This is a genomic window from Bradyrhizobium sp. USDA 3256, assembly GCF_054058275.1.
In genome coordinates this window covers 613,221-639,838 of sequence record NZ_JBSSAE010000002.1, presented here as the reverse complement: position 1 = coordinate 639,838, position 26,618 = coordinate 613,221, and the positions used below count along the sequence as shown (strand labels likewise).

Sequence of the window (26,618 nt, the reverse complement as noted above, 5' to 3'; positions counted from 1 at the left end):
GATATGCCTGGAGATCGACAGCACCGTGAACGACGATGGCTTGCGCGTCTCCTCTTCAGCTCGCGTTCGAAGTCGATGCCGCCGATTTGAAGCGGCTTTCGGGGGCCGCAGGGCCGTTCTCATGCAGTCCAGTCGGGCGAATGCTGTCGCCCGAACGAAACGCCTGAAATGTTGCTAACTGCGTGGCATGACCGTAGAGATCGTCGCTCGCGCCAATATTCGACACGGTCTCGGGTCGTCCTGCCTCAGTCGACCACCCGGCAAGCTTATCGTCCGGCGTGGCGGCCGCGACACTGACGCCCGTCGCTTCTGCGAGCAAAATCAGCATCGCAAACACCTCATCGGAAACTCCGGTGACAGCGCCGCTTCGCCCGGTCTGGCGGCGGCAGCTCCTCGCTCGCCACCCAGCAATCCCCGTGCCGCTCGCGAGATTTGGCGCGCTCTGTGCTTAACGTAAGAAAAGTGCGCCTAGATGCCCTTTCGCTGTGGAGTGGACCTAACGCGCTGTCAGATTTCCGGCATCTTTGTTCTCAAGCAGACAGCGACGACACAATCAAGCGGCAGAGCTTGCCGCCCGAGATGCTCTTGGGTGTTGCGACGCTCCGTGATCACTCGATGCAAATCCTCGTGTGGATTCTGCTTCGTAGGATTGGCTGGTCTGTTTAGGACCCCTCGAGGGCCAGCGCGTGCAGGCGCAGACGGCCCGCCAAATCCCTTGCGGGAATGAACGCGGCTGAACAGAGGTTTAGAAGTACATGTCGTGCTCGACTTTTTTCTTACTTGGAAGAAGGATAACCAGGCGTCGCCGATCGTCTTCGTCCGGTAAGCATGCGCGCACCGTTCTATGGTAACGTAGCACTACCTTTGGACATGGCCATTATGCCGAGCGACTGGGCCAGGACCTGCTACCGAAGCCAACACGTTGCAGCGAACTTACAGCGCGTCTGGGCGATGCAGTATGTCGACGGTAATAGTACCACGGGCGCGAGAGACACATGCACAGATCTTTTCGTTGGCGTGCTTTTGCTGTTCGCTGAAGAAAACGTCGCGGTGGTCAAGCTCACCGTCAATGTGGACGATGTCGATGGCGCAGACGCCGCACTCGCCGCGCCGGCAATCTGCCATCACCTCGTAACCGGCCTCGTTGAGCACGTCCAGCAACGAGCGATCGCGCGGAATCTCCACTTCGAGGGCCCGATCTGCAAGGCGCACCCGGAAACCTTCAGCCGGCAGCGAGCCGCTCGAACCGAAGGTCTCGTAGCGTAGGTCGGATAGTGCGCGTCCCGCGCCGGTCCAGGCCCGGCGCGCGGCATCGAGCATCCGCATCGGACCACAGAAGAGAGTCAAGGCGTCAGGCGGCAGTGATGCGAATAAGTCGTCGAAATCAAGCCGGCGCCCTTCGTTGCCTGCATGGACAAAAAGCTGATCGTTCAGCAAGGGAGAGAGAACATCCAAGTATACGGATTGCTCACGGGAAGGCACTGCATAGTGCAGAGTGAAGTCGGCATTGCGGCGCGCCAGCGCCTGAGCTGCCCCAACCAGTGGCGTAATGCCGATCCCACCCGCAATTAGGCAGTAGTGCCTGCGCGCCCAGTCGATCGGCAGCAGCGAGGCGGGCGATGTAATGGTCAACCGCGCGCCCGGCGCGAGCGACCACATATACTGCGAGCCGCCGCGGGAGTCCTCCGCGCGCCGCACGGCGATACGATAGCCGGCTCGGTCAGCTTCGCCGACCAGGGAATAGGACCGCGTCTCAGGACGTCCATCGATAGTGACGGCGATGTTGATATGGCTGCCGACCGGATAGGCCGCGCCATCAAAGTTTTCCGGTTTGATCAGGAACTCACGGATCGACGGTGTCAGATCGCGCGACGCGACGAGCGCTGCTTGTGTCCAGCTTTCAATGAACCGCATGGAGATTTCCTTTAATCGCCTGGCATCTTGATGAGCGCCAGTCCCGGCAGCAGATCAGAATGCGTCTTATTCCTGAGCACAACGCGCAGATTGCGTGCCGCCACTCGGGCGTGCTCGCGCATGATTGCCTCGGCTCGTGCGCCTTCGCGGTTTTCGATTGCATCGATCACGACGCGATGTTGATCTTGCGCAATCAAGAGCGTGTGGCGCGCATTCGGTAGCGTCGATTGGGTCATCACAAAGCCGCTAGGCGAAGCGAATGGTAGCGCCGACGCGCGATCGACCTGCCGGATCAAGGGCGGACTGCGCGACAATTCAGTCAACAGCGCGTGAAAACGCGCATTGAGCGCGACGTAGGAGGAGAAAGCCTCGACGGAGATTGGATCCTGCCTCACCAAGCCGTCGATCTCGTCGAGACATCCTTTAAGAGGCTCAAGATCGCGCGACGAAACGCCGCGCTCGGCGGCGAATCGCGCGGCCAGCCCCTCCACCGTGCCACGCAGTTCGATCGAATCCAGGACATCTCGTTCGGAAAATGCCTTCACCATGAAGCCGCCAGAAGGGATCGCTTCCAGAAGTCCTTCCTCCTCCAGTCGAACCAATGCCATTCGCACCGGAGTACGCGATGCGCCGATCGTCTCCACAGCTTGCAACTCGGAGATCCGTTCGCCCGGCCGCAAGTCGCCCGACAGGATCAGATCGCGCAAGCTGAGCTGGGCGCGCACCGTCTGTGAGACGGAGCGATCACTGTCGCGCTCGACCATGCCCTACTCCGCGGCCTGCCGACTGTGCTGTGGATCCTCGGCCTCGATCATGCGATCTATCAAGCGGCGGGCCCACATCGCGCCCGCATCGATGTTGAGGTTATAGAAGACCCGGTCAGGATTTTCGTCGATCGCACGCTGCTGCGCCTCGAGAATGACCTCGTCCTCACGGAAGATGCTAGAAACGCCTTGGCGGAGTTCAGTGGTCAGGCGCTGTTCGTTCAGGCGATAATTGCGCACGAAGGCCCAGAAGTAATGGCAGCTCGTTTCCGTTTCGGGCGTAATGGTGTTGAGGACAATGCCATTGACGCCAGCCGATCGGTTGCCTTCCGGCGCGCCACTTCCAGCGGGCGCCACTCCGACGTCGATATTGATGGTGCACGGCGCCTCGAAACGAATGATTTGCCAGCGGTCCACCGGACCAGGTTTTTGCAATTGCTTGGCCCAGAACGGCGGCGCGGTAATCCCCTTCATCCAGCGCGTTACGGTAGCGGTCTTCTCACCATGGGTGACGTCAAACGGTGCTTCCGCGATGGCGTCATTGCCGATGCTGGCTCCATGCACAAAAGTTTCGTGCGTCAGGTCCATGAGATTGTCGACAACCAGACGATAATCGCATTTCAGGTGGATGGTGTCGCCATCACCGGCCCAGGCGGAATCATCGTTCCAGTGCATATCCGGCACCAAGCGCGGGTCGGCTAGCGCCGGATCACCCATCCACAGCCAGACGAAGCGATCGCGCTCGACCACAGGATAGGCACGCACACAGGCGGAGGGGTTGATCGTCTCTTGCGAGGGCATGAAGATGCAGCGGCCCTGCGCGTTGAATTTCAGCCCGTGGTAGCCGCAGACGACGCTGTCGCCCTCAAGACGCCCTTTTGAAAGCGGCACCAACCGATGCCAACAGGCATCCTCCAATGCCGCCACCTCACCGTTGGCGCGCCGATACATCACGACGTGCTTGCCGCAGATTGTGCGCGGCAACAGCGCCTGCCTCACCTCAGCATCCCAAGCGGCCACGTACCAGACATTCGTCGGAAAGCAACGGCTCATAGGCGGCTCCTTGCATTGGACACTGTCTGTATACAGTGACCTCAAAACAAGCCAGAAAATTGACGAATATACGGGCTTGTGATGGCACCTCTGTATACAGAGAAGGGTCAACGAGAAGCTCATCGACTTCACCTCGGCCCTAACAAAACATCGGTGGTACCGCTAACCAAAACAGCTGCCGGCTCAATCCGAGCTCGCCATCGTGTACATCCCGCCGCACCTCGTCCTGCACTGTCGCGGCTTCGTACGGCTATCGGCGATGTTCCTGGCCTGCGTAGGGGCGCAACATTGGGCGCTTCTTAGCCGGCAGCACAGTCGCCCTGCCGGGATCGGACGTCGACGTCTTGGTGCCGAGATCGGCCCATGCTCTCAAATCCTCTAGGTGTTTAGTCCCGGCATTTTCTGGAGCGGGTTGAGTTTGAATCGTTCTGGCTGGGAAGTCCAGGATTTGCAGATGTATTCGTAAGGAGTGAGACCCTTCAGGGTCTTGAGCCGCCGAGCGTAGTTGTAGGCGTTGATGAAGTCGGCAAGGTGAGCTTCGAGCTGATCGTGTCGATCGTAGTGATAGCGTTGGACGGTCGCTTCCTTGATCGTGCGGTTCATGCGTTCGACCTGGCCATTGGTCCAGGGATGCTTGATCTTAGTCAGCCGATGTTCGATGCCATTCTCTTGGCAGCGCATATCGAACATATGTGTCACATATCTTGCCGTCGGGCCGTCTGCGTAGCGCGGCGGGAAGGTGAACTGGATCCCATTGTCGGTGAGAACCGTGTGGATCTTGTAGGGGACAGCCGCGATTAGAGCTTTGAGGAAGGCCGCGGCGGAGGTCCTTCCCGTCTTGCTGACCAATTGCACGAAGGCGAACTTACTGGTGCGATCGATCGCGACGTAGAGGTAGAGCTTGCCTTCAGCGGTCTGGAGCTCAGCAATGTCAATGTGGAAATAACCGATCGGGTAAGCCTTGAACTTTTTCTTCGGAGGCTTGCTGCCTTCGACCTCCGGCAATCGGCTGATGCCGTGGCGCTGGAGGCAGCGATGCAGGGATGATCGCGTCAGATGCGGGATGGTCGGCTGCAGCGTAAGCGGCAAGCTGAGGCCGTTAGGCGGCGTGGTTCCATGGCATAAGCGCGTCGATTTCGCTGCTCGGCCAGCCGTTGGCGATACGCTGAAGTGTTAGGGCAAGCCAGGCGAACGGATCGACGTTGTTCATTTTCGCCGTCTGCAGCAGCGTTGCGATGGTTGCCCAGGTTCGTCCGCCGCCGTCGCTGCCCGCGAAGAGGCTATTCTTTCTCGTGATTGTTTGTGGCCGGATGGCGCGTTCGACGATGTTGGAGTCGAGCTCGATGCGGCCATCGGTCAGGAAGCGTTCGAAGATGGCACGGCGCGAGACGGCATAACGGATCGCCTCGGCCAATTTTGATTTGCCGGAGATCCGCCGCAAGGTCTGCTGCCAGAGATCGAAGAGATCTGTGACGATCGCCGCGGAGGCTTGCTGGCGCGCGGCAACGCGAGCGTCGGGGCTTTGACCGCGCACGGTTTTCTCGACCTGCCAGAGCTTCGCCATCCGCTCGACCGTCGCCGTTGCCACTTCTGAGCTCCCAGCAACATGCAGCTCGTAGAACTTGCGCCTGCAGTGTGACCAGCAGCCAGCCAAGGTGATGCCATCATTGCCGCGATCGGATCGCGCGAGCTTGTTATAGGCGGCATAGCCATCCACCTGCAGGATGCCGCGATAACCATTGAGGTGTCGGACCGCGCATTCGCTGGCGCGGCTGTCTTCGAAGCGATAAGCCACCATCGGCGGACCGTTGCGGCCAAAGGTTCGGTCATCTCGGGCATAGGCCCATAAGTAGGCCGTCTTTGTCGATCCGGAGCCCGGAGCGAGCGTCGGCAAAGTGGTTTCGTCGGCAAAGACCCGTTCGGCCTTCTTGACCTCGCTGAAGATGTAGTCGGCCATGATCTCGAGCTCGAAGCCGAGCTTGCCCATCCATTGTGCCATCAGCTGGCGGTCCAACTCGACATGATCGCGGGCGTAGATAGCCTCCTGCCGGTAGAGCGGCAGGCCATCGGCATATTTGGCGACGGCGATCTGGGCCAGAAGCGCTTCCGTCGGAATGCCTCCTTCAATGATATGGGCCGGGGCCGGCGCCTGGATGACGCCGTCCGCGTTCTTGAAGGCATACTTGGGACGGCGCGTGACGATCACACGGAACTTCGCCGGCACCACATCCAGGCGCTCCGACACGTCCTCGCCGATCAGCACCTTCTGCTTGCCTGCATGCTCAGCCAGCTCGTGCGGCTCAATGACAGTTTCGATCCGTTCCAGATGGGGCGCAAAGCCCTTGCGCCGACGCGGTGCACGCGTGCCATCCGCCTGCGCACGGCCCTTGCCGACCTGGGCCTTGATCGCAGCGATGCCGGTCTCGATCTCCTCGAAGACGAAGGCCTGCTGTTCATCGTCGCCGTTCGCCGAGCCGAGCTTTTCCGATCGTCGGCCGAACCGGGCGCGGTCGAAGGCCTTCAGGATCTGCGTCAGCCGCTCGATGCGCGCATCGGCATCGGCGCTGCGGGCCTTGAGATCGGCGACCTCGCTCTCCAGAGCATCGGCGCGGGCCGCTTTCTCGGCCATGGCAAGAACCATGGCCTTCAGCGTCTCTACGTCATTCGGGAGACTAAGATCAGGCGGCGTCATTGACCCGACCAGAGCACATTTTGCTCCGTTTCTCTTGCCCTTTCAGGCCGCTGATTCACTTCGCCGCAGTGCTTTTACCCAACAATCTCCGGCCGCTTGACCGCCACGGTCCGGACCCGCTTCCAGTCCATCCCATCCACCAGTGCCATCAACTGCGCGGGGTTCATCTGTACCCGATGATGTCCGATCCGCGGCCAGCAGAACCTCGCCTTCTCGAGACGTTTTAAATAGAGGCACACGCCGGAGCCATCCCACCATACGATCTTGATTCTGTCGGCTCTTTTGGCCCGGAACACATAAAGCGCACCGTCGAACGGATCTGAGCCCGCATCGCGCACCAGCGCAACAAGCCCATCGATACCCTTGCGGAAGTCGACGGGATGGCTGGCCAGGAACACCTTCACGCCGGAGGGGATCATGCCGAACGTACCGCCCGGATCACCCGCTGTAGCTGCGCCTCGTCGACGTCCACGCCGGCGCGCACGATCACCTCGCCAATGGCAATTTCGATCACCGCGCCTGACACAGACGCCATCTCACCCCCGCAACTCGAGTGCCGCTCGCGATAATGTCGTTCCGCCCGAGCGTCACGGCGCCACGCGAACAGCTGCGACGGGTGAATGCCGATCCGACGAGCGATCGCCGATACGCTCGCGCCAGGCTCCAGCGCCTCTGTCACAATTTGCGCCTTGAACTCGTCCGACCAGCGTCGACGAAGCTGCCGCGGCGCTCCCTCAAGACGGTCGGCGACCGCTTCGATCATATGGAAGGTTCTAGTTCCAGAACTAGGCGCAGACATAGAAGCTCACATCGGCTCACAAACTCAGCAGCCGATAGCCGATTGCTCACCCCTTGCGCCAGACGGGGTCTCTTTTCCGCTTACGCTGCAGCGCATAGAGGCAATCGTCGAGCGGCAATAGCGTATGCCGCCGGAAAGCGACGATGATCGCCTCCTCCTCGATGGAAAGGGTAGTCGACTTGGCTTCCTTTGGGCCAGTCGGAAGATCAGCGACGGTGTCGCGCTGCTTCCACTTCGCGACAGTCTTCTGGTTGATCCCGTAGCGCTTGGCGAGTGTTCTCAGGCTCTCTTGACTATTCTGTATTGCTCGACGGACTGCCTCCGTCGTCCTGGCGCAGCCGTGTAAAACTTGTCCCATAGCGCTTCCTTCGAATCGTGCGATAAGGATGCACCATCAAAGCTCGGGACAAAACACCTAGTGCGTAGATGACGCGACCGCCGATCTTTCGATACGCTGGCCCCGCGCCATATGTGCGGTGCTTTTCGAGCGTGCGGCCGGATAGGCTAAGATAACGCGCAGCCTCCGGTGTACGCAGGAACCGCGTGGATAGACGTGACATCGGATCGGGCATTTGAGAGCTCCAGGTGAGAGGCCGGCCGCGAATGGCGGCACTTTGTTCGCACCATCATCATGGAGAAGCGCGCTCTCTGGAGGGATACCGAATATCGAGGAAGCGGCTTTCGGCACCCCAAGTTGAAGGCGCCGCTCGTCTCCTACGCCGTGGGCGCAAAGCCCTCTTCTTAGCGCCGGGCTCGCGGCTGCAAAGACGCACCTTGCACAGAAGGATATGCGCACGGTGATCGGGCGCCTTCGCAATGCGGAAGCAGAATCGCTTTTGCGCAGAAATCTGCCGAACCATCCGGTTTCACCGCGCCCTCTATACTTTTATACTGCTGCGCTCCGTCATTCGATCGTCGCAAATGTACAATCGCAGCCAGAACTAGTCACATTGGTCTCGTCCTGCCAGGAAAAGCGCTCAGAAAAAGAACGTTCAAAACTGCCAAAAGTGGAATGATCGAGTTGAGAGCTCCATCGTAACACCCAGACGCCTAAACGGCTCAGCGAGCGCCGATGCGGATACGCCTCACATCACCGCTAGATGTCACAGCTTCCACCGCCTGGATGCCTGCGATCCAAATAATCAATTTTACCAATGTTGCGTATTGTTGCATCAACCTTAGCTATCGAAGCGTACCGATCACTCTAGTACTTCTGTGCCGAGACGAGACTCGGTGATTTGCCAGCAAAATGCGGCGTGACGTTGAGCAACGCCTTTGCGATCGACCTCACAAATGCTGTTCGACAATTCAAACAGACCTCGTCAGAAGACAGGCGGCGTATCCAATGACGCCCCGGTCGTCGGCGCGTTAGGCCTCTGGTGCAGATCTTGCTTGACGAAAAAAGATAACGTAACTGAACGCCTGCCTTTGGAATGACGCGCCGGCTCTCGGAACCGTCTTCAATCGGACACGGCTAAAATGACAGCCTCGTATGATGCCGTCGCCTCTCAACGACGCAGCGGCTCGCATTCGAGTGTATTCGGGAAGGAAGCGTCATGACCACCATGGCAACTGCGGCGCCTGTGCGCGCGTCGCAGGCTTGGTATAAAATTCTCTACGTCCAGGTGTTGATCGCGATCGTGATTGGCGCCATCGTCGGCTGGCTGTGGCCGTCGGTCGCGACCAACGACTGGGTCAAGGCGCTCGGTGACGGCTTCATCAAGCTGATCAAGATGGTGATCGCGCCGATCATATTCTGCACCGTCGCATCCGGCATCGCGCATATTCAGGATGCAAAGAAAGTCGGGCGCGTCGGCGTCAAAGCGCTGGTCTATTTCGAGATCGTATCGAGCTTTGCCTTGGTATTGGGCCTTGTCATGGGCAATCTGGTCCAAATCGGCCATGGTCTTGCGGTCAAACCGGACGCTGCGGCGGTCGCCAGTTACGTCAAGCAGGCGGAAGCCTCGAAGACCGTCGATTTCTTTCTCAATATCATTCCCGATACTGTGGTCGGCGCCCTCGCTCGCGGCGATGTACTGCAAGTTCTCCTGTTCGCGATCCTGTTTGGCTTTTCGCTGATGGCGCTGGGGGAGCGTGGAGAACGGCTGCGCGGCATGATTGACGACATCGCGCACGCGGTGTTCGGCGTGATCGCCATCATCATGAAAGCGGCCCCGATCGGTGCGTTCGGCGCGATGGCTTTCACGATAGGCAAGTTCGGGCCGGCGGCGCTCGGTAATCTGATCGGGCTTATCGTGCTATTCTATGCGACGGCCGCGATATTTGTAGTCGTCGTACTCGGCCTGATTGCGCGGATCGTCGGCTTTTCGATCTTCAAATTCATTATCTATATCAAGGACGAGCTTCTGATCGTGCTCGGCACCTCGTCCTCGGAAAGCGCGCTGCCGCAATTGATGGAGAAGCTCGAGCGGCTGGGCTGCTCAAAGCCCGTGGTGGGTCTCGTGGTGCCAACCGGCTACTCCTTCAACCTCGACGGCACCAACATCTATATGACGCTTGCGACATTGTTTATTGCCCAGGCACTCGGGGTCGATCTTACCTTTGGCCAGCAACTCACGATCTTGCTCGTGGCAATGCTCACATCGAAGGGAGCAAGTGGCGTCACCGGCGCAGGCTTCATCACGCTCGCCGCGACATTGTCGGTGGTCAATCCAGCGCTGGTGCCGGGCATGGCGATCGTATTCTCGATCGACAAATTCATGAGCGAGGTGCGAGCTCTCACCAACATTACCGGCAATGGCATCGCGGCGGTGTTTGTATCCTGGTGGGAAGGCGAGCTCGACAACGCGAGACTGCACGCCCGGCTCAAGCAGTCCACCGTTTCCAGCGATATCGATACACGAAGCTCAAGCAGGTAGGCCCTATTCGTGATTTCAAGGCGCTCGACTGAGCGTCGCCAACTCCGTAGTTCTTTCGCAGTTCCAAATCGGCACAGCCGACTTGAAACTGCGAGCCAGAACTTCTCTGCGGGACCTGCGGACCGCCACTTGTTCCGTGTCACGCCCAACATCCATGCAAACGTGGATGACGAAATAGCTTTTTCGACGATTATTTCCCTAGCCAATGCCGACGTAACCGCGGAAGAACAATAGATTCCGGCAAGACCTGCCTGCCTGACGGGCCGAGGTACTGGGTCTAGCCACAGTTAGCCTGGCCCGTTTGGCCACTGAACAGGCCTCTTCCGGCCGACGAGTGGCGGCGATCTCCGACTCAGTCATCCGTTTGTTCCGGCGCGCGTTGCAACATCAGGCCGGCGCGCGTATGATCACCGTGGACCAGTCTGGCACTTTCGCGGGCTGAAATGGACTCGTCGAACTGACGTCACGTCAGGGCTCCACAGCGTATCGTGGATCTTTATGAATTTGGCGACGCGTGCCTCATTGGGCAGGGTCAGTGTCTTCGTTGACTCGATGTAGGCGTTGTCCGCGTCGTTGGAACGTGCCTTGGCGCCGCGCAGCTGTGGTTCGGCCGCGGCCTTCGCAGCCCTCGAGCGCCCGCCGAGCAATATAGTCAGCGAAGGAAAGCGGACATCTCAGCCTCGGTCGTACGCATGTCAGCGCGCCATAATGAAAGGTTTAGGACAACTATACCTACGTTTGTAATGCGCCTTTCTTCGGCACGTGCTGAGTTCAGCCGCAAGCAATTGACCGGAACCGAAGGCGAGTGCGTCCCTCAGGGCCGGAAGGGTTGCCCCATTTTCGCCTAAAATGTTATAGCTCTCCCGCCGGAGAAAGGCCGGACGGTCCAAGAATGTATGACCAGATCAATAATTTCAAGCGGTCAGCCACGCAGTTTACTTTCGGCAGCATAACGCTGGCGATAGTGACGCTCGCCTCCTTGCACCTTCAAACACATTTCGCTGCGACGGCGTTTGGCTATTTGCTAGTGATATTGCTGTTTTCGTTGATCGGCAGCTTTGTTGCATCATCCGCGCTCTCGGTCTTAGCTATCGCTGCTTTGGCATACTACTTTGCGCCGCCGGCGTTTAGTTTGCGGATCGACGACCCTCAAGTTCTTCTGGTAGTTGTCGCTTTCTTCACTGTCTCGATCGTCGGAACGCACCTGATTGGAAAGGTCCGCCAGGAAAGAGAGGCTGCGCGTGAGACCGCGGCCGAACTCCGGCGCAGCGCTGCCGACCTGAAAGATCGTGAAAAGCGGTGGCGCGCAATCTTTGAGCACAATCCGTCCATGTACGTGATGGTCGATGAAGCCGGCACCGTCCTCAACGTCAATACGTTCGGCGCGACACAACTCGGCTATGCGTGTTCCGAACTGATTGGTCAATCCATCCTGGGAGTCTTTCTGGAGGAGGATCGCGCGTTTGCTCACAAATGCATTCGGACGTGCCTTGAAGAGATCGGTCAATCGCAAACCTGGGAGGCGCAGAAAGTTAGGAAAGACGGCTCGATATTGTGGGTACGTGAAAACGCCAAAGCGATGCTCTGGGCCGATGAGCGGCCCGTTGTCCTCATAGCCTGCGAAGATATCACAGAACGAAAGCGGACCGAACTTGCCCTGCAGCGAAGCGAGGCACATTTGACTCAGGCACAGGAGTTGAGCAATACAGGCAGCTTCAGCTGGAACGTCGCCACCGGCGAGGCCTTTTGGTCAAAAGAGCTATATCGGATTCTCCAGTTGGATCCGCAGACCGTTCCCGCGCCGGAACTGATCGTCGCACGCACGCATCCAGACGATAGGGCGTCGGTCAAGGAGACCATCGATCAAGCGATGCGAGATCCAAAGAACTTCGAGCATGAATACCGGCTTGTGCTACCGGACGGATCGGTGAAGCATATCCATGCGCGGGCACGAACGACGAGAACCGCGACTGGTGACATCGACTTCGTCGGGGCGGCGACGGATATCACGGCCGCAAGGCAAGCAGAGCAACAATTGCGCCGTAGCGAGGCCTATCTTGCCGAAGCCCAACGTCTCAGTCACACGGGCAGTTGGTCCTGGGACGTCTACCGTCTCGATTTCATCTATCGCTCCGCCGAAGTGGATCGTCTCTTCGGCTTCAAGCCGCAAGAGGCTGTATCGATAGAGACCATTCGTTCGCGTATCCATCCGGACGACCTGCCTCGCCTTCAGGAAGTGCAGCGCCTGGCTAGAGACGACAAGGATGGGCGATTCGAGTATGATTTTCGAATCCTCCTCCCTGATGGCTCGATGAGGCACATACATTCTGTGGCCCATGTCGTGGTTGGCAGCGACGGCAATGTCAGCGAGCTCATTGGAACACATATGGATGTCACGGAGCAATACGCAGCCAGAGACCGCCTGGAAAGCACACTTGCCGCGCTGCTGGAAAGCGAGCAGCGCTTTCGCGACTACGCCGAAACGGCTTCCGACTGGCTCTGGGAGACCGGGCCGGATCATCAGGTCACCCACCTGTCCGAGCACACCAGCGCTGCGGGAATTTTGGCGACAGGATTGATGGGTATGCTTCGTTGGGATATCGCGTGCGACGTCGAAGAAGAGCCTGAGAAGTGGCGGCAGCATCGAGCGACCCTGGAGGCGCACCTCCCATTTCGGGATCTGGTCTATCGCACCATCAATCGGATGGGAACTCCGATCTACGTCCGAACGAGTGGCAAGCCTTTCTTTAGTGTCGACGGTAATTTTCTGGGCTACCGCGGCGTCAGCACGGACATCACGGCTATCATTCGCGCAGATCAAGCCGAACAACAGCTGCGAAAGGCTCGGGCGGAGCTTGCGCATGTGACGCGTGTGACGACGTTAGGAGAGCTGACAGCCACCATCGCCCATGAAATCAACCAACCACTTGCCGCTATTATCAGCAACGCCGACGCGTGCCTCGGTTGGATGAACCGCGCCCCCCCCGATCTTTCCGCCGCAAGGTCATCGGTTGAGTGGATAATCGAAGACGCAATCCGAGCAAGCGAGGTGATCCGTCGGGTTCGCGCGCTTGCGAAGAAAGGCGAGATCGAGATGCTACCACTCGACATTAATGACGTCGTTAAGGACGTCATTGCGCTCGTGACGCGAGAGCTGATTAGCCACCAAGTGGCGCTAAAGACTGATTTGACGGCGGCGCTGCCCGCGATCTACGGAGACCGAATTCAGTTGCAACAGGTGATTATCAATCTGGTGATGAACGGGATCGAAGCTATGGACGCAGTTACGGACCGGACGCGCGAACTAGTGATTCAGTCATCCAGGGACGATATGGGACACGTGTGGCTTGCTGTGACTGATAGTGGCGTTGGCATCGCCGAGAATGACGCCGACCGAGTGTTAGACCCGTTTTTCACGACAAAGTCGAATGGCCTTGGCATGGGCCTTTCGATCTGTCGCTCGATTGTGGAAGCTCATGGAGGTCGCCTTTCAATCGCCCGCAAGCGGGGGCCGGGAGCAAGCTTTCGGTTTGATCTGCCATTGCACCAGGAGGTCGTGTCGTGAGCGAACGCTCTAACTCCCAGCGCGAAGGCAGCAAGGCCGAGACGTCGGCAAATGCGATTGTCTTCGTTGTCGAAGATGACGTTTCGATGCGCCGATCGCTCACGAACCTTTTTCAATCGGTGGGCCTGGACGTCGTTGCGTTCGGATCGGCCCGCGAAATGCTGCAAAGCACACTTCCGGATGTCGTTAGCTGCCTGGTTCTTGACGTCCGGCTGCCAGGCTTGAGCGGCCTTGAGTTTCAGACCGAGCTAGCCAAGTCGAGCATTCATATTCCTATCATCTTCATTACGGGCCATGGCGACATTCCCATGAGCGTCAGGGCCATGAAGGGCGGAGCGGTCGATTTTCTTACCAAACCGTTCCGCGATCAGGAACTGCTGGACGCCGTGATCGCAGCGACCGAACGCGATCGCAAAAGACGAGAGGACGAGAAGACCGTCGCGAACCTGAAGTCCCTATTTGAAACATTAAGCCCGCGCGAGCAGGCGGTGATGAAACTGGTCGCCACCGGCCTGATGAACAAGCAGATAGCCGCCGAGTTGGGGCTCGCCGAGATTACGGTTAAGATCTACCGGGGACACGTGATGAAAAAGATGCGCGCCCGGTCGCTGGCGGATTTGATTAGAATGACTGAGGCGCTCGGAATCCGTGCTAACCGCCCTGAACAAACCTAAGTATGATTTTACAATTTAACCACTCAAGCCCACTTTTCGCCCAGGGTCGGCTAATGCCTCGGCAAACGCTAGTCCCGCGCCAGGAGGGCTTGCCTTGTCCACGCCTTTGATTTCTGTCGTTGATGACGACGCATCGGTCCGTGCGGCGACAGAGAACCTTTTGAAATCGCGTGGCTATATAGTCCAAACATTTGCGTCGGCTGAGGAGTTCTTGAGGTCACCGCGGTTGAACGAAACCTCCTGTGTCGTCACGGATGTGCAGATGCCCATTATGACCGGCTTGGACCTCCTGACAGAAATGCGGAACAGAGGTTACAGCGTGCCGTTCATTTTCATTACGGCGTTTCCCAACGATCGCGTGCGCACCTCAGCCCTGAGCGCGGGAGCGACCGGATTCTTGGCCAAGCCCTTCACAGGACATGCCCTGATCGAGTGCCTTGATGCCGCACTGGAGGGCGGAGACATCTGAAACCATCCGCCGGCCGCCGTCGCCCTGTCGTTAGTCTCCGCTGAGGTCGGGCTGGGCTCCTTGACAAGTCTATTTCACCCGTCTTCTCGGCTTGTCACCCTGAGCTCGCCCAAGCGAATTTGAGTGCTGAATCTCTATCGTGACCCGCTACGATCTCCTATAGCACTCCGAAATTAGAAGGCATCGGCAGCGGGCAAGCTCTATCTAGTTGCGTTGTTGGTCCGTGACCTGACCAACAGGCGCTCAGGCCGGCCAGAACGAGCTTGCCGCCCGAGGCCGGAGTGCGTGGCACTGTGTCCGCTCATTCCAGCCTGTTGATGGCCGGATAATGTTTACCGGAAGCTCCCGACAGACGAGCGCTTGCTTCGCTTAGGCTCGTAGCGACTGGATACCACTTATGTACGACAAAGAGCTCCCCCCTCACCCCAGATGATCTGTGAGTGCCTTTAGGGGAACAATTGCTGACAACTTAGGGTGATCTTGGTTGGCAGCCAAAGAGCTCTGCGGCACGAGCTCCTGTTCGCGGCGACGCGCCCGTCACAGACCTGAACTTCTTGTCTATTGGAGCGCAGCATCGTTCCGTGCCTCCTTCGGACCTCCCCTTCCTGCCGGCGCCTTCAGCCCACGTGAACTCGTGCGCATCATTAGATGGCCTGGACACCGTCAAGCTGTCCCAGATATTCAACGTGAAAAGCGCCCGGCCGCCTTACGGCGGCCGGGCGTTTTTTGCCCGATCCTCACGCAGTTCATCCCCCTTCCGAGCAATTCAAACTATTAGCTTGCCTGTCGGAGGCTCTGCTCCTGAGTCAATGGCTCGGCAAGAATAACTATCCGGTGCACGTTGGGCAGTTTTTGGCTAGAATCAGCGGGAGCTCTTCTGATTGTAAGTGGCAAACGACCGCCGAGCGAAGTGACGATCGCGCGAGAACCGGAATTTTCAGCAGATCTTATGATCACATAAAATCGTCTTCATAATCGTATGTCGAGGAGCTTTCTGCGATCTTAGTATCGCTGCCTTCACTGTCGTCAGCTTTTGAAAGATAGCGCGAATTGGTGCCTTTTCGCTGCCAATCACCGTCACCGTTCCTGATCCACTTGCCTGACTTCTCTGGGTCGAGAACCATGTTGTCGGCATCGACCTCAACGAACCCCATCTTTGCCGCACGGGCTCTTGCTTCCTGATTCGCCGGACGCAAATTGAGCAACGGCCTTTTGCCATCCTCTCTCAGTTGATGCTCAAGCAGGATATCGCCGGCGTTCTCGACAAGCGGATGAACAACTTGAAAGTCCACGGTAGAGGTAGTCCCAGTCCGTCCGGGAAAAAGCTCCTGCCATCTTTCCACGTCGAACACCGTCATGCTGTCGCCGCCCTCCATTCTCAGAAGTCCGACACTCTTGTTCCCTAATTGGTAGCTGAAATATCTCGCATCGTCGGAATCTCGAGTTGTTCCATAGTCCTTAGCAACTTCTACAGTTCGCTTTGCCTTATCGGAGACGAATTTCGAGTACTCTTGCGGGTTATCGGCGATGTGCTTGATTTCATCGCTATGATAGGTCTTCGCCGCCTCTCGGAATGAATGACGATCTTTAAACTCTATTATGGGAGGATCTGAAACGAGCGAATACGGTCTTGTTGCTGAAGATGAGCCGCCACTCGACGTCGATTCGGTTAAGCGCATATTGGCAAACGCATCAGCGAAGCTGCTTGCATCCGTTTGCTCGTCATCTTCGGCAAAGCGCGAGGATTGGTAATAGGACGAGCCATTGATCCGATTATACATGACGATTGGTGCTCCGATCGGGCATACATTTCCGCATTTAGTTCAGGCCAGTCAGGCCCTGCGGAGGTGATAGGCAGCTTGGCTTACCACAAGCTGACGTGGCTCGTGTTAGCGCTAGATCATCCAGATCGTGGTCTCGAAATTCCGGCGGCGCGCGGCTCAACCCCCAGCAGCAGTCAAAGACCAATCATGACCATGCTATCCGTCGTGCATTCGCAGAACTGCCGTAGCCAATACAACCTATTGGCTAGACGACGGAAGAGCACCTCGGCGTTGAGGCGGCGCCTATTCGACTGTGACCGATTTTGCAAGATTGCGCGGCTGATCCACATCCGTCCCCATAACGACGGCGGTATGGTAAGCTAAAAGCTGCACGGGGATCGCATAGACCATCGGAGTAAAGCTTGCAGCCATGTCTGGCAACACAATGGTCATGAGCGTATCCACCGTTGCTTCCGATGCCCCCGTCGAATTGGTGATCAAGATGATGTTGCCGCCTCGAGCAGCGACTTCCTGCATATTCGAGACGGTTTTCTCGAAGACCTGATCGTAAGGCGCGATCACCACAACGGGTACGGTCTCGTCGATCAATGCGATCGGTCCGTGCTTGAGCTCGCCGGCGGCATAGCCTTCTGAGTGGATATAGGAGATTTCCTTCAGCTTGAGCGCACCTTCCGATGCTAGCGGCGCCGATGTCCCTCGGCCGAGATAGAGAACGTCGTTCGACTTGGCGATATATCGCGCGAGTTTCTCGATCTGCGGTTCGACCAACAGCGCAGCAGCAATTAGCCGCGGCACTTCGATGAGCTCGCGCACGAGCCTCGATTCATCAATCTCGGACAACTCACCGCGCGCTTTGCCTGCCGCGATGGCAAGCGTCGCCATCACTACAAGTTGACACACGAATGCCTTGGTGGAGGCAACGCCGATTTCAGGTCCCGCCAGCGTCGGCAAGACGGATTCGCTCTCCCGCGCAATCGTCGACGTCAAGACGTTGACTACAGATATTGTGTGTAGGCCCTGGCTCTTGGCATAGCGCAATGCAGCCAATGTGTCAGCGGTTTCTCCCGACTGCGAGATGACGATCGCGAGATCGCCCTGGCGCAAGGGCGCCTCCCTATAACGGAACTCGGACGCTACATCAATCTCCACCGGCAAGCGTGCCAACCGCTCGAACCAGTATTTGGCGATGTGACCGGCATAGCTTGCCGTGCCGCACGCGGCAATCGAGATGCGCTGAACAAAGTTAAAGTCGAACGGTAATGAGAGCGGTAGGACTACGCGCTCGGTCACCATATCGAGATAATGCGCCAATGTCTGACCGACTACCGTCGGCTGCTCGTAGATTTCCTTGGCCATGAAGTGGCGATAGTTCGCTTTGTCGACCAGGAATGACGACGCTCCAGACCTTGATGGCTCCCGACGGACAACGGTCCCGTCTATGCTATAGATCACGCAGACCGTGCGGTTAAGCACGGCCCAGTCGCCGTCTTCAAGATAGGTTATAGTATCGGTCAAGGGCGCGAGCGCGATCGCGTCCGATCCCAGATACATTTCGCCGTCACCATGCCCGATTGCAAGGGGCGATCCCTTGCGCGCACCGATCAGAAGATCGTCGTGGGCTTTGAACAGGAATGCCAGAGCGAAGGCCCCGCGCAGCCGTGGCAGCGCGGCTTGTACCGCATCCTGCGGCGAGTAGCCATTCTTGAGATAAGATTCGACGAGATGCGCCACCACCTCGGTGTCCGTCTCCGAGCTAAAATGGGCTCCATTCTGCTCCAGCTCAGCTCGCAGCTCGCGAAAATTCTCAATGATTCCGTTATGAACGACCGCGACATTATCCGTTGCATGCGGATGAGCATTGTTCTCGGTGGGTTTTCCATGCGTCGCCCAGCGAGTGTGACCAATACCGCTATGGCCCGACGGCGGATAATCGCGCAGCCGCTCCTCAAGGTTTTTCAGCTTACCTTCAGCGCGCCGGCGCTCGATACAGAGACCTTCGAGCGTCGCGACGCCCGCGGAGTCGTAGCCACGATATTCCAATCGCTTGAGCGAGGCGACCAATTGCCCAGCGACAGGACCACGTCCCAAGATGCCGACTATTCCACACATGTCGATCAATGCAGCCCAAGTTCAAGGAGCCAGAACGCCCCTTTGGAGGATCGCTTAGCCGATGGTGATGGATATCAAGTTCTGAATTCGATGTGGCTGCCTGTATGGCTGCCATTTACAAGCGTGACTTTCAACCATCATCGCCTCGCTCAGCCACACTCCGCTTTTTGGTTGTCACCATCGAGTACAAACTGCGACGCGGCCGCGAATGGCGTGATTGCTTCGAGGTGATCTCGATCGGCTTTGTACGGCATCTAATCCCTACACGAACAAACCCTTTGCTCGATGACGACGATAACCGTCGGCGTCGACGTACCACGGCGAGGATATATCGCGTAAGCCGTCATATCGTCGCTGATGAACCTCATTCACGACTCTTCAGCTCCAAATCCCAATGGAGCGAACGGCGACGCGGCCGATCGGGTTAGCAGCTGGCGCATGGGCAACTAAATCCCCGCGCCTCACCGAGGGTCTCCTAGGTAGGCTTGCACCGGCCGCGCTCCATTAGACAGGTAGAAGGATGCAGCTTCACTTTCCACATGGTCTTCTCGGTGTTTTACGCAGCCGCTCTGGTGTGACTTGGCCCGTGTTATTGGAGACATTTCTGTCGTGCTGGCTTAAGAGGCTCATCGTACTTGGGTGCAAGCTATACTCGGCGGGACGACGACTTAAACGATCGTCGTCGAACGCTCTATTGTACGAACGTAAGTCTTCAATATCGAAACGTTCGAAGAAAGATACAAACGTTTGCTAGCCTTTCTCATTCCGTCTTGCGTCGGCCGTCCACTCTCTGCAGAGTCGCGCTATTAAGAAGTGCGGAGGTCGATGCCCCTATTGGCCAGTGCGGCGAGACCACGCAAGATGAACATAACATGCGCCGAACATGGATAGGAACACAGACCATCGTCATTTAGCTCCCAGCTCGTTTGCTTAGGATCATCGCGGGTGTCAGGCGGGTTGCGTTTGTTAACTGCCGTTCTTTTTCCAATCTGAATGGTTCTCGCCTCTCTAGTCCAGATAAATCAATGTATATAGTGCGCATTTCTCTATGAAGTGTATGACTGGAGCTAACGATTGATTTCTCTAGTTGTGGATGTCGCGCGCTTGCGGATCTAGATATCTCGAGGAAGCGCTCCGCAATCGCGGTTCGAAGGGGCGCTTTCTTTCCGGCGCAACCAAGAAAGACCATGGCGGCTCAGGACTCAAAGCGGCGCGTTGCGCTGATCACCGGCGTGACCGGGCAGGACGGCGCGTATCTCGCCGAATATCTGCTCGGTCTCGGCTACACCGTGCACGGGATCAAGCGCCGGTCGTCCTCGTTCAACACCGCGCGCGTCGACCATCTCTACCAGGATCCGCACGCCGGCAACGTGCCGTTCCTGATGCACTATGGCGACATGACCGATTCGACCAATCTGATCCGCCTGGTGCAGCAGATCCGGCCGACCGAGATCTACAACCTGGCGGCCCAGAGCCACGTCCAGGTCAGCTTCGAGAGCCCGGAATACACCGCCAACGCCGATGCGATCGGCGTGCTGCGGCTGCTGGAGGCAATCCGCATCCTCGGCATGGAAAAGGAGACGCGGTTCTACCAGGCCTCGACCTCGGAGCTTTACGGGCTCGTGCAGGAGGTGCCGCAGAAGGAAACCACGCCGTTCTATCCGCGCTCGCCTTATGGCGTCGCCAAGCTCTACGGCTACTGGATCACGGTGAACTACCGTGAGGCCTATGGCATGTTCGCCAGCAACGGCATCCTGTTCAACCATGAGAGCCCGATTCGCGGCGAGACCTTCGTGACGCGCAAGATCACCCGCGCCGTCGCCCGCATCGAGGTCGGCCTCGAGAACAAGCTCTATCTCGGCAATCTCGACGCCAAGCGCGACTGGGGCCACGCCCGCGACTATGTCGAGGGCATGCACAGGATCCTGCAGGTCGACGAGCCCGGCGACTTCGTGCTCGCGACCGGCGAGACGCGGTCGGTCCGCGAGTTCGTCGAGCTGGCGTTTGCCGAGGTCGGCCGCTGCATCGAATGGCGCGGCAAGGGCGTCGAGGAGGTCGGTGTCGACAAGGCGTCCGGCAACACCCTGGTGCAGATCGATCCGACCTATTTCCGCCCGACCGAGGTCGATCTTCTGATCGGCGACGCCAGCAAGGCGCGCGCCAAGCTCGGCTGGACGCCGAAGACGCCGTTCGCGCAGCTGGTGAAGGAAATGGTCGCCAGCGATCTCGTCGAGGCCAGGCAGGACGCGGCCAATGGCAAGCACGGCGTTTGAGCTGAAGGGCAAGACGGTCTTCGTCGCCGGCCATCGCGGCATGGTTGGCTCGGCGCTGATGCGCCGGCTGGCGCGCGAGGAGGCCGATCTCCTGACGGTGTCGCGCAGCGAAGTCGATTTGCGCGACCAAACCGCGGTCAGCGCCTGGTTTGCCGCGAAGCGGCCTCAGGCTGTATTCCTCGCCGCCGCCAAGGTCGGCGGCATCGTCGCCAACAACACGCTGCGGGCCGAATTTCTCTACGACAATCTGGCGATCTCGAGCAACGTGATCCAGGCAGCGCACGCCAATGGCTGCGAGAAGCTGATGTTCTTCGGCTCGTCCTGCATCTATCCGCGCCTGGCGCCGCAGCCGCTGCGCGAGGATTCGATGCTGACCGGCGCGCTGGAGCCGACCAACGAGCCCTATGCCATCGCCAAGATCGCTGGCATCAAGATGGCCGAGGCCTATCGCAGCCAGTACGGCGCCGATTTCATCAGCGTGATGCCGACCAATCTCTACGGCCCCGGCGACAACTATCACCCCGAATACAGCCACGTCGTCGCCGCGCTGATCCGCCGCTTCCACGAGGCCAAGGTTTCGGGTGCCGGCAACGTCGCGGTGTGGGGCACCGGCACGCCGCGCCGCGAATTCCTCTATGTCGACGATCTCGCAGACGCCTGCGTCCATCTGATGAAGACCTACTCCTCGCCGGAACTGGTCAATATCGGCACCGGCGAGGACATCACCATCGCCGAGTTCGCGCTCATGGTCGCGGCGGCGGTCGGTTTTCGCGGCGAGATCAGCTTCGACACCTCGCGTCCGGACGGCACGCCGCGCAAGCTGCTCGACGTCAGCCGTCTGGCCAGGCTCGGCTGGCGCGCCCAGACCACGCTGGAGGACGGGATTCAGCTAGCGTACCGGGCATTTCTCGCCGACAGCAAATGGACTGCGCCAGAGTGAACTGCTTGTCCCCGACAAGCGAGCGCAAGCAGACCCATCCGAGGATCCGCGGGGCAGCAAATGTCCCAGCCTAGCTGGCCCCGTCCTCGCGTAATGATTAACCTTGCCACGCGTCGCCCAACGCTCTTCGTCAACAAGAGCGCTCGGTTGGACGTCCGATCACCCGAGTGACCCCACATATTCTGGTTACGGCTCAGCCAACCATCTCGCAGGAGACAAAAATGTCATGCTCGAGATGTGCTGCTCTACTGCTACCCAGTTGAACCTGATCGACCCCAATCTCGAACGCCGCCCCGACCGATCATTAGCTCGGAACGTGCCGGTGTCCTTTTCCTCACGATCAGCGGCCTATCGAGGGTCGGCCATCACCATCCGCGCCGACAGCATGACGATGCACATGAGCGCGCCTAACATCCCGAACGCAAAAGGCAGGCCAGTCATATGTGCGACGAGCCCGATGCTGGCGGGCCCCATCAGTATACCGGCGTACCCGGCTGTCGTGATGACCGCGATCGCAACGCCTACCGGCATCACTTTCTGTTTGCCGGCGCGGCGACACAGTACAGGTACAACATTTGAAATACCCAATCCAATAAGCAGGAACCCCGCCATGGCAACCACCGCAACCGGCGCGGCGACCACAGCCAAGAAGCCTGTCATGATCGGTAGAGTTCCAAGCATCAACGTGGCACGGTCGCCGATTCGCTCCACCACGGCATCTCCGCCGAGACGTCCTGCGGTCATCGCGACGGCGAAGAGCATACAACCAAGACCTCCATGTGCCTCCGCGAGAAGATCTTGCCCAACAAGAAGCAAAGCGCTCCAATCAAGCATTGCACCTTCAACGAGAAAAGTGATCGCCGCGAGCGCAGCTATCAGCAATACACTGCGATGGGGCAAGACAAACAATGGCCCTTGCTGCGTCACAGTCGTCGCCGTCAACCGCGGCCAAGCCAACACAATCGCGGTCATCATTAACGCCGAACAGACCAACGTCGAAAAAAGCGGACCAAGCTGAAGCGAGAGGAACGAGGTCACGGCGGCAGAGCCGGTGAACTCTCCGATGCTGTAATGGGCATGGAAACCGGACATCAGTGGGCGGCCGGCGCCGCGCTCCAATTCGAGCGCATAAATGTTCATGGCGACATCGATCGAACCGAGTGAAACTCCGAAAGCAAACAGCGTGACACCGAGTGCAAGAGGTGTTCCGGCGATAGCAAGCCAAGGCAGGATAAGCGCCAGGCCGAGTCCACCCACGAGGATAATGGGCTTGCTGCCGTACCGCGCGTTCGACACGCTGGTCAAAAGCATAGCGAGAACGGATCCCGCGCCGAGACAGAGCAGCAGAAGCCCAAGCATGCGGTCGTCTACCGCGAGCCGCTCCTTGGCGAGCGGCACCAAAGGCGCCCACGCCGCCAGGCCAAATCCGGCGACAAAAAACGCAAGCCGCGTCCCAAGCAGGCCGGCAGCCCAACTGGCAGATGGTATCACAGGCACTCCTGAGAGAACGGGCTCGTGAGCACGGCGCCCCTCATCCTGTGCGTCGCCTGCAAGCGGCCCGCAGCTCGGCGATGATGGCCTCACGTTGACATTTTCATCCCTGCAAATGCGATGCCACCGCAAAAAGTTCGGGCCACCTCAAAACAGGCGAGTAAAGAGGAGTGATCGTGAAGCATCCGGATGCGTGTTTCGGCCTATCTCTCTCGGGCTAGCCTTGCGGGGACGCTATTTTTGCTCGTCTCCGACAGTCAGAGGCGCAACAGCTAAAGCTGGCTTTGTTGCAAAACGTACAAAGCCGACGGCACCCAGAATTGCGTGTACTTCGAGGAGAAGGCTACAGCTAGCGCGAACACGGCCGTAAGATCCTCGACAGCATGCGATGCCAATCCGGAAGTTCACACCAAAAGCAACGGCACTGATCCGACGGTTTCAGAACTGTGATTCCACCGGAGCCTTAGGTGTTTTGTCCCAAGCTTTGATGGTGCATCCTTATCGCACGATTCGAAGGAAGCGCTATGGGACAAGTTTTACACGGCTGCGCCAGGACGACGGAGGCAGTCCGTCGAGCAATACAGAATAGTCAAGAGAGCCTGAGAACACTCGCCAAGCGCTACGGGATCAACCAGAAGACTGTCGCGAAGTGGAAGCAGCGCGACACCGTCGCTGATCTTCCGACTGGCCCAAAGGAAGCCAAGTCGACTACCCTTTCCATCGAGGAGGAGGCGATCATCGTCGCTTTCCGGCGGCATACGCTATTGCCGCTCGACGATTGCCTCTATGCGCTGCAGCCGACCATCCCGCATCTGACGCGATCATCCCTGCATCGCTGCCTCCAGCGCCACGGCATCAGCCGATTGCCGGAGGTCGAAGGCAGCAAGCCTCCGAAGAAAAAGTTCAAGGCTTACCCGATCGGTTATTTCCACATTGACATTGCTGAGCTCCAGACCGCTGAAGGCAAGCTCTACCTCTACGTCGCGATCGATCGCACCAGTAAGTTCGCCTTCGTGCAATTGGTCAGCAAGACGGGAAGGACCTCCGCCGCGGCCTTCCTCAAAGCTCTAATCGCGGCTGTCCCCTACAAGATCCACACGGTTCTCACCGACAATGGGATCCAGTTCACCTTCCCGCCGCGCTACGCAGACGGCCCGACGGCAAGATATGTGACACATATGTTCGATATGCGCTGCCAAGAGAATGGCATCGAACATCGGCTGACTAAGATCAAGCATCCCTGGACCAATGGCCAGGTCGAACGCATGAACCGCACGATCAAGGAAGCGACCGTCCAACGCTATCACTACGATCGACACGATCAGCTCGAAGCTCACCTTGCCGACTTCATCAACGCCTACAACTACGCTCGGCGGCTCAAGACCCTGAAGGGTCTCACTCCTTACGAATACATCTGCAAATCCTGGACTTCCCAGCCAGAACGATTCAAACTCAACCCGCTCCAGAAAATGCCGGGACTAAACACCTAGTTGTCGTGAGGCAATCAGCAAGATGCTCCGTGTCATTATCGTTGACGCCGACGGGCCCACATCAGCATCGCGCGCAGTCATCGATTACCTTTTCTATCGGGCTGGTTAGGTCCAGGACGCGCGCGCGTTCGATACTGAGGTGCTCACCGACATCGTTCAGGCGCTAATATCCGCAGCGCGCCGAGACCGTCGCTCTGACCAGGCCGGACTGTGCGTGGTAAAGAACGAGTATAGCAGACAAAGATCGATCAGTATCGTCGCCGACATCACGCTATAAGCCCAAGAGCTCCGCACTAGATCGAGCTCGATCAGCACCCGTGAGAGGCCGAAGCCGACGATCCAAGCATCAAAGCTCATGCAGATGCGTCGGAATATCTCCGGATCAAGCCGGCGGATGGCGTAAGATCCCAGCGGGATACCGAGCACAACACTGGGTATAAACGCATAGAGAAGGCTGCCGCTTTCGGAGATAAACAGGCCTAGCTTGTAATAGACGAAGGCGGTCACGCTCGATTCAACCACGCGAACCAGGGCTAGACCGGCGCGAAATTCGTTTTTGACTAGGCCCTGATTGTTAAACAACATCGCCAAAGGCGGACCGGAGATGGTCGTCACCGAATAAAGGATTCCCAGCATCCACCCAAATGGCAGACCGATCAGCCAGCTTGCTTCGATAGGGCGGCGCCAACCCGCGGCTTGCAGCAGGATAAGGGGCAGCATGATCGTGTAGGTGGCGAATTTGATCCAGCCCGGCTGCAGCGAGGCCAACGCATAGCCGCCGAGCGCAATGCCCGGCAAGAGCCCAAGCAAAATGGGAAACACTCGTCTCCAAACCGCCGGCACGCCCTTCAGATTGATGAAGAGGACGCAAACGTTGACGAAGACCTCGACAATAACAATCGCTGGGTTGAGAATGCGATTGGTGTAGAAGACCAGCGCTAGGGGTACAGTGAGCGACGAAAACCCATATCCGATGGCTCCATTTACAAAGGCCGCAAAACACGTTGTGGCGGCCAAAAACAACATAGCTGCATCAAACTCAGGCATTCGTAACTTTCGCACTTAGGAGGGCGTCGCGCCATGCGTCAGGGAATCAGACCCGAACATTGGTCAATCTGGATTGAGGCGGATTCTGACCAGTCGTTTGACAGCTCATGCCGCCTTCATAGTGGCAGTGGATGTGGTCAAGTGCACCGGTTCAACATCTGCTCCTATTATCGGCTTCAGTTGAGAAGCCATGCCGTACTTCCCACTACCTGACTACGATCACACAGCCAATACGGCGGCCACGCGGAGTAAATAATTCTACTTCAAGAGGCGCCGGAATAATGGCAACGCCTCTTTTTCATCAGGGGAGTATAAATTCTCTCGCCCCCGGCGAGTACGAATTTGGGCGTTCCGCGGCCGTCACCGTCCGGCAATTCGCCCTGGCCGAGCAGCAACGGATCGCTGACATGTTTTTCGCTGAGCACCTGATGCATGCCAAGCTCGGCAGCACAGGCATGAAGAGCTCGTTGTGCAAGGGAACGTGAAGCCATCCCAGACTCCGTCGCTCACCACACCGGCGTCCTGAAAGGATCGTATTTCTTGGCGGCGTAGTTCTTCGCGGGCGAACGATGGATCGACGAGCTCAGCAACCAGGATCATCCTTCGGTTCGTCACGAATTTTCGGGCCTATCAAATTACCGCGGTCGGCAGGCAATGCCCTTATCGAGTCCTCCG

The 26,618-nt window shown here is 58.2% G+C and carries 20 protein-coding genes and 2 pseudogenes; 7 read left to right on the top strand and 15 right to left on the bottom strand.

Annotation, left to right across the window (positions count from 1 at the left end):
• Positions 1-55: 55 nt before the first annotated feature.
• The 10 genes and pseudogenes from ACVWY5_RS04690 to ACVWY5_RS04645 form a co-directional block, all read right to left on the bottom strand.
• A complete protein-coding gene (locus tag ACVWY5_RS04690; protein ID WP_321177298.1) occupies positions 56-328 on the bottom strand; it encodes a hypothetical protein in 273 nt (90 codons plus the stop codon).
• Between the two features lie 605 nt (positions 329-933).
• Positions 934-1,914 (bottom strand): PDR/VanB family oxidoreductase, encoded by a 981-nt coding sequence (locus tag ACVWY5_RS04685; RefSeq protein ID WP_028336749.1) that lies wholly within the window; start codon positions 1,912-1,914, stop codon positions 934-936.
• Positions 1,915-1,925: 11 nt separating this feature from the next.
• Complete coding sequence (locus tag ACVWY5_RS04680) at positions 1,926-2,678, bottom strand: GntR family transcriptional regulator (protein ID WP_028336750.1); 753 nt, start codon at positions 2,676-2,678, stop codon at positions 1,926-1,928.
• A 3-nt stretch (positions 2,679-2,681) separates the two neighbouring features.
• Entirely contained in the window at positions 2,682-3,731 is a 1,050-nt protein-coding gene (locus tag ACVWY5_RS04675) for an aromatic ring-hydroxylating dioxygenase subunit alpha (protein ID WP_028336751.1), read from the bottom strand.
• Between the two features lie 378 nt (positions 3,732-4,109).
• Positions 4,110-4,808 (bottom strand): annotated as a pseudogene (locus tag ACVWY5_RS04670) (IS481 family transposase); the annotation flags it as partial.
• Positions 4,809-4,830: 22 nt separating this feature from the next.
• On the bottom strand, positions 4,831-6,423 hold the full coding sequence (gene tnpC / locus ACVWY5_RS04665; protein ID WP_456671629.1) for an IS66 family transposase: 1,593 nt from the start codon (positions 6,421-6,423) through the stop codon (positions 4,831-4,833).
• A gap of 74 nt (positions 6,424-6,497) precedes the next feature.
• Positions 6,498-6,842 carry an IS66 family insertion sequence element accessory protein TnpB gene (gene tnpB / locus ACVWY5_RS04660; RefSeq protein ID WP_028338262.1) on the bottom strand — a complete coding sequence of 115 codons (345 nt, stop codon included), beginning with the start codon at positions 6,840-6,842 and terminating at the stop codon, positions 6,498-6,500.
• On the bottom strand, positions 6,839-7,186 hold the full coding sequence (locus tag ACVWY5_RS04655; RefSeq protein ID WP_028352414.1) for a transposase: 348 nt from the start codon (positions 7,184-7,186) through the stop codon (positions 6,839-6,841). Before ACVWY5_RS04655 ends, tnpB begins: the two co-directional genes overlap by 4 nt.
• Positions 7,187-7,307: 121 nt before the next feature.
• Positions 7,308-7,580 (bottom strand): annotated as a pseudogene (locus ACVWY5_RS04650) (IS481 family transposase); the annotation flags it as partial.
• Positions 7,516-7,794, bottom strand: coding sequence for a helix-turn-helix transcriptional regulator (locus tag ACVWY5_RS04645; RefSeq protein ID WP_431016652.1), 279 nt, complete (start codon positions 7,792-7,794; stop codon positions 7,516-7,518). The gene ACVWY5_RS04645 and the pseudogene ACVWY5_RS04650, both read right to left, overlap by 65 nt.
• Before the next feature lie 984 nt (positions 7,795-8,778).
• On the opposite strand from ACVWY5_RS04645, the gene ACVWY5_RS04640 reads away from it, so the two are divergent.
• From ACVWY5_RS04640 to ACVWY5_RS04625, 4 genes are all read left to right on the top strand, one after another.
• Positions 8,779-10,101: a dicarboxylate/amino acid:cation symporter gene (locus ACVWY5_RS04640; RefSeq protein WP_028338112.1), complete on the top strand. Its 1,323-nt coding sequence runs from the start codon at positions 8,779-8,781 to the stop codon at positions 10,099-10,101.
• An 892-nt stretch (positions 10,102-10,993) separates the two neighbouring features.
• Positions 10,994-13,666 (top strand): PAS domain S-box protein, encoded by a 2,673-nt coding sequence (locus ACVWY5_RS04635; protein WP_028352400.1) that lies wholly within the window; start codon positions 10,994-10,996, stop codon positions 13,664-13,666.
• The gene (locus tag ACVWY5_RS04630; RefSeq protein ID WP_028338114.1) at positions 13,663-14,340 is read left to right on the top strand and encodes a response regulator transcription factor; all 678 of its coding nucleotides are present in this window, start codon (positions 13,663-13,665) and stop codon (positions 14,338-14,340) included. Before ACVWY5_RS04635 ends, ACVWY5_RS04630 begins: the two co-directional genes overlap by 4 nt.
• Before the next feature lie 94 nt (positions 14,341-14,434).
• A complete protein-coding gene (locus ACVWY5_RS04625) occupies positions 14,435-14,809 on the top strand; it encodes a response regulator transcription factor (protein WP_028338115.1) in 375 nt (124 codons plus the stop codon).
• A 953-nt stretch (positions 14,810-15,762) separates the two neighbouring features.
• On the opposite strand, the gene ACVWY5_RS04620 is transcribed toward ACVWY5_RS04625, so the two are convergent.
• Both ACVWY5_RS04620 and glmS read right to left on the bottom strand, forming a co-directional pair.
• Positions 15,763-16,590 carry a hypothetical protein gene (locus ACVWY5_RS04620; protein WP_028338116.1) on the bottom strand — a complete coding sequence of 276 codons (828 nt, stop codon included), beginning with the start codon at positions 16,588-16,590 and terminating at the stop codon, positions 15,763-15,765.
• Positions 16,591-16,875: 285 nt separating this feature from the next.
• A complete protein-coding gene (glmS, locus tag ACVWY5_RS04615) occupies positions 16,876-18,702 on the bottom strand; it encodes a glutamine--fructose-6-phosphate transaminase (isomerizing) (RefSeq protein ID WP_028352401.1) in 1,827 nt (608 codons plus the stop codon).
• Between the two features lie 1,187 nt (positions 18,703-19,889).
• Here glmS and gmd point away from each other — a divergent pair.
• Positions 19,890-20,975 carry a GDP-mannose 4,6-dehydratase gene (gene gmd, locus ACVWY5_RS04610; protein WP_028338118.1) on the top strand — a complete coding sequence of 362 codons (1,086 nt, stop codon included), beginning with the start codon at positions 19,890-19,892 and terminating at the stop codon, positions 20,973-20,975.
• On the top strand, positions 20,956-21,915 hold the full coding sequence (fcl, locus tag ACVWY5_RS04605) for a GDP-L-fucose synthase (RefSeq protein ID WP_028338119.1): 960 nt from the start codon (positions 20,956-20,958) through the stop codon (positions 21,913-21,915). The genes gmd and fcl overlap by 20 nt, the downstream gene beginning before the upstream one ends.
• Before the next feature lie 348 nt (positions 21,916-22,263).
• Here the strand turns inward: fcl and ACVWY5_RS04600 are convergent, their stop codons facing one another.
• A complete protein-coding gene (locus tag ACVWY5_RS04600; RefSeq protein ID WP_080667374.1) occupies positions 22,264-23,406 on the bottom strand; it encodes an MFS transporter in 1,143 nt (380 codons plus the stop codon).
• Between the two features lie 524 nt (positions 23,407-23,930).
• On the opposite strand from ACVWY5_RS04600, the gene ACVWY5_RS04595 reads away from it, so the two are divergent.
• The gene (locus ACVWY5_RS04595) at positions 23,931-24,896 is read left to right on the top strand and encodes an IS481 family transposase (protein WP_431014454.1); all 966 of its coding nucleotides are present in this window, start codon (positions 23,931-23,933) and stop codon (positions 24,894-24,896) included.
• A 156-nt stretch (positions 24,897-25,052) separates the two neighbouring features.
• Here the strand turns inward: ACVWY5_RS04595 and ACVWY5_RS04590 are convergent, their stop codons facing one another.
• On the bottom strand, positions 25,053-25,943 hold the full coding sequence (locus ACVWY5_RS04590; protein ID WP_028333173.1) for a sulfite exporter TauE/SafE family protein: 891 nt from the start codon (positions 25,941-25,943) through the stop codon (positions 25,053-25,055).
• 263 nt (positions 25,944-26,206) lie between these two features.
• Positions 26,207-26,434, bottom strand: a complete 228-nt coding sequence (locus ACVWY5_RS04585; protein ID WP_321176630.1) for a hypothetical protein — start codon at positions 26,432-26,434, stop codon at positions 26,207-26,209.
• Between the last annotated feature and the right edge of the window lie 184 nt (positions 26,435-26,618).

What these genes read in the sequence shown, in the direction of transcription:
- tnpC (WP_456671629.1), bottom strand. Translation starts at nt 6,423, where the DNA reads ATGACGCCGCCTGATCTTAGTCTCCCGAATGACGTAGAGACGCTGAAG.
- fcl (WP_028338119.1), top strand. Translation starts at nt 20,956, where the DNA reads ATGGCAAGCACGGCGTTTGAGCTGAAGGGCAAGACGGTCTTCGTCGCC.
- ACVWY5_RS04635 (WP_028352400.1), top strand. Translation starts at nt 10,994, where the DNA reads ATGTATGACCAGATCAATAATTTCAAGCGGTCAGCCACGCAGTTTACT.
- ACVWY5_RS04620 (WP_028338116.1), bottom strand. Translation starts at nt 16,590, where the DNA reads ATGTATAATCGGATCAATGGCTCGTCCTATTACCAATCCTCGCGCTTT.
- ACVWY5_RS04645 (WP_431016652.1), bottom strand. Translation starts at nt 7,794, where the DNA reads ATGCCCGATCCGATGTCACGTCTATCCACGCGGTTCCTGCGTACACCG.
- ACVWY5_RS04595 (WP_431014454.1), top strand. Translation starts at nt 23,931, where the DNA reads ATGGGACAAGTTTTACACGGCTGCGCCAGGACGACGGAGGCAGTCCGT.
- gmd (WP_028338118.1), top strand. Translation starts at nt 19,890, where the DNA reads ATGGCGGCTCAGGACTCAAAGCGGCGCGTTGCGCTGATCACCGGCGTG.
- ACVWY5_RS04685 (WP_028336749.1), bottom strand. Translation starts at nt 1,914, where the DNA reads ATGCGGTTCATTGAAAGCTGGACACAAGCAGCGCTCGTCGCGTCGCGC.
- ACVWY5_RS04655 (WP_028352414.1), bottom strand. Translation starts at nt 7,186, where the DNA reads ATGATCGAAGCGGTCGCCGACCGTCTTGAGGGAGCGCCGCGGCAGCTT.
- ACVWY5_RS04690 (WP_321177298.1), bottom strand. Translation starts at nt 328, where the DNA reads ATGCTGATTTTGCTCGCAGAAGCGACGGGCGTCAGTGTCGCGGCCGCC.
- ACVWY5_RS04585 (WP_321176630.1), bottom strand. Translation starts at nt 26,434, where the DNA reads ATGGCTTCACGTTCCCTTGCACAACGAGCTCTTCATGCCTGTGCTGCC.
- ACVWY5_RS04590 (WP_028333173.1), bottom strand. Translation starts at nt 25,943, where the DNA reads ATGCCTGAGTTTGATGCAGCTATGTTGTTTTTGGCCGCCACAACGTGT.
- glmS (WP_028352401.1), bottom strand. Translation starts at nt 18,702, where the DNA reads ATGTGTGGAATAGTCGGCATCTTGGGACGTGGTCCTGTCGCTGGGCAA.
- ACVWY5_RS04680 (WP_028336750.1), bottom strand. Translation starts at nt 2,678, where the DNA reads ATGGTCGAGCGCGACAGTGATCGCTCCGTCTCACAGACGGTGCGCGCC.
- ACVWY5_RS04675 (WP_028336751.1), bottom strand. Translation starts at nt 3,731, where the DNA reads ATGAGCCGTTGCTTTCCGACGAATGTCTGGTACGTGGCCGCTTGGGAT.
- ACVWY5_RS04640 (WP_028338112.1), top strand. Translation starts at nt 8,779, where the DNA reads ATGACCACCATGGCAACTGCGGCGCCTGTGCGCGCGTCGCAGGCTTGG.
- tnpB (WP_028338262.1), bottom strand. Translation starts at nt 6,842, where the DNA reads ATGATCCCCTCCGGCGTGAAGGTGTTCCTGGCCAGCCATCCCGTCGAC.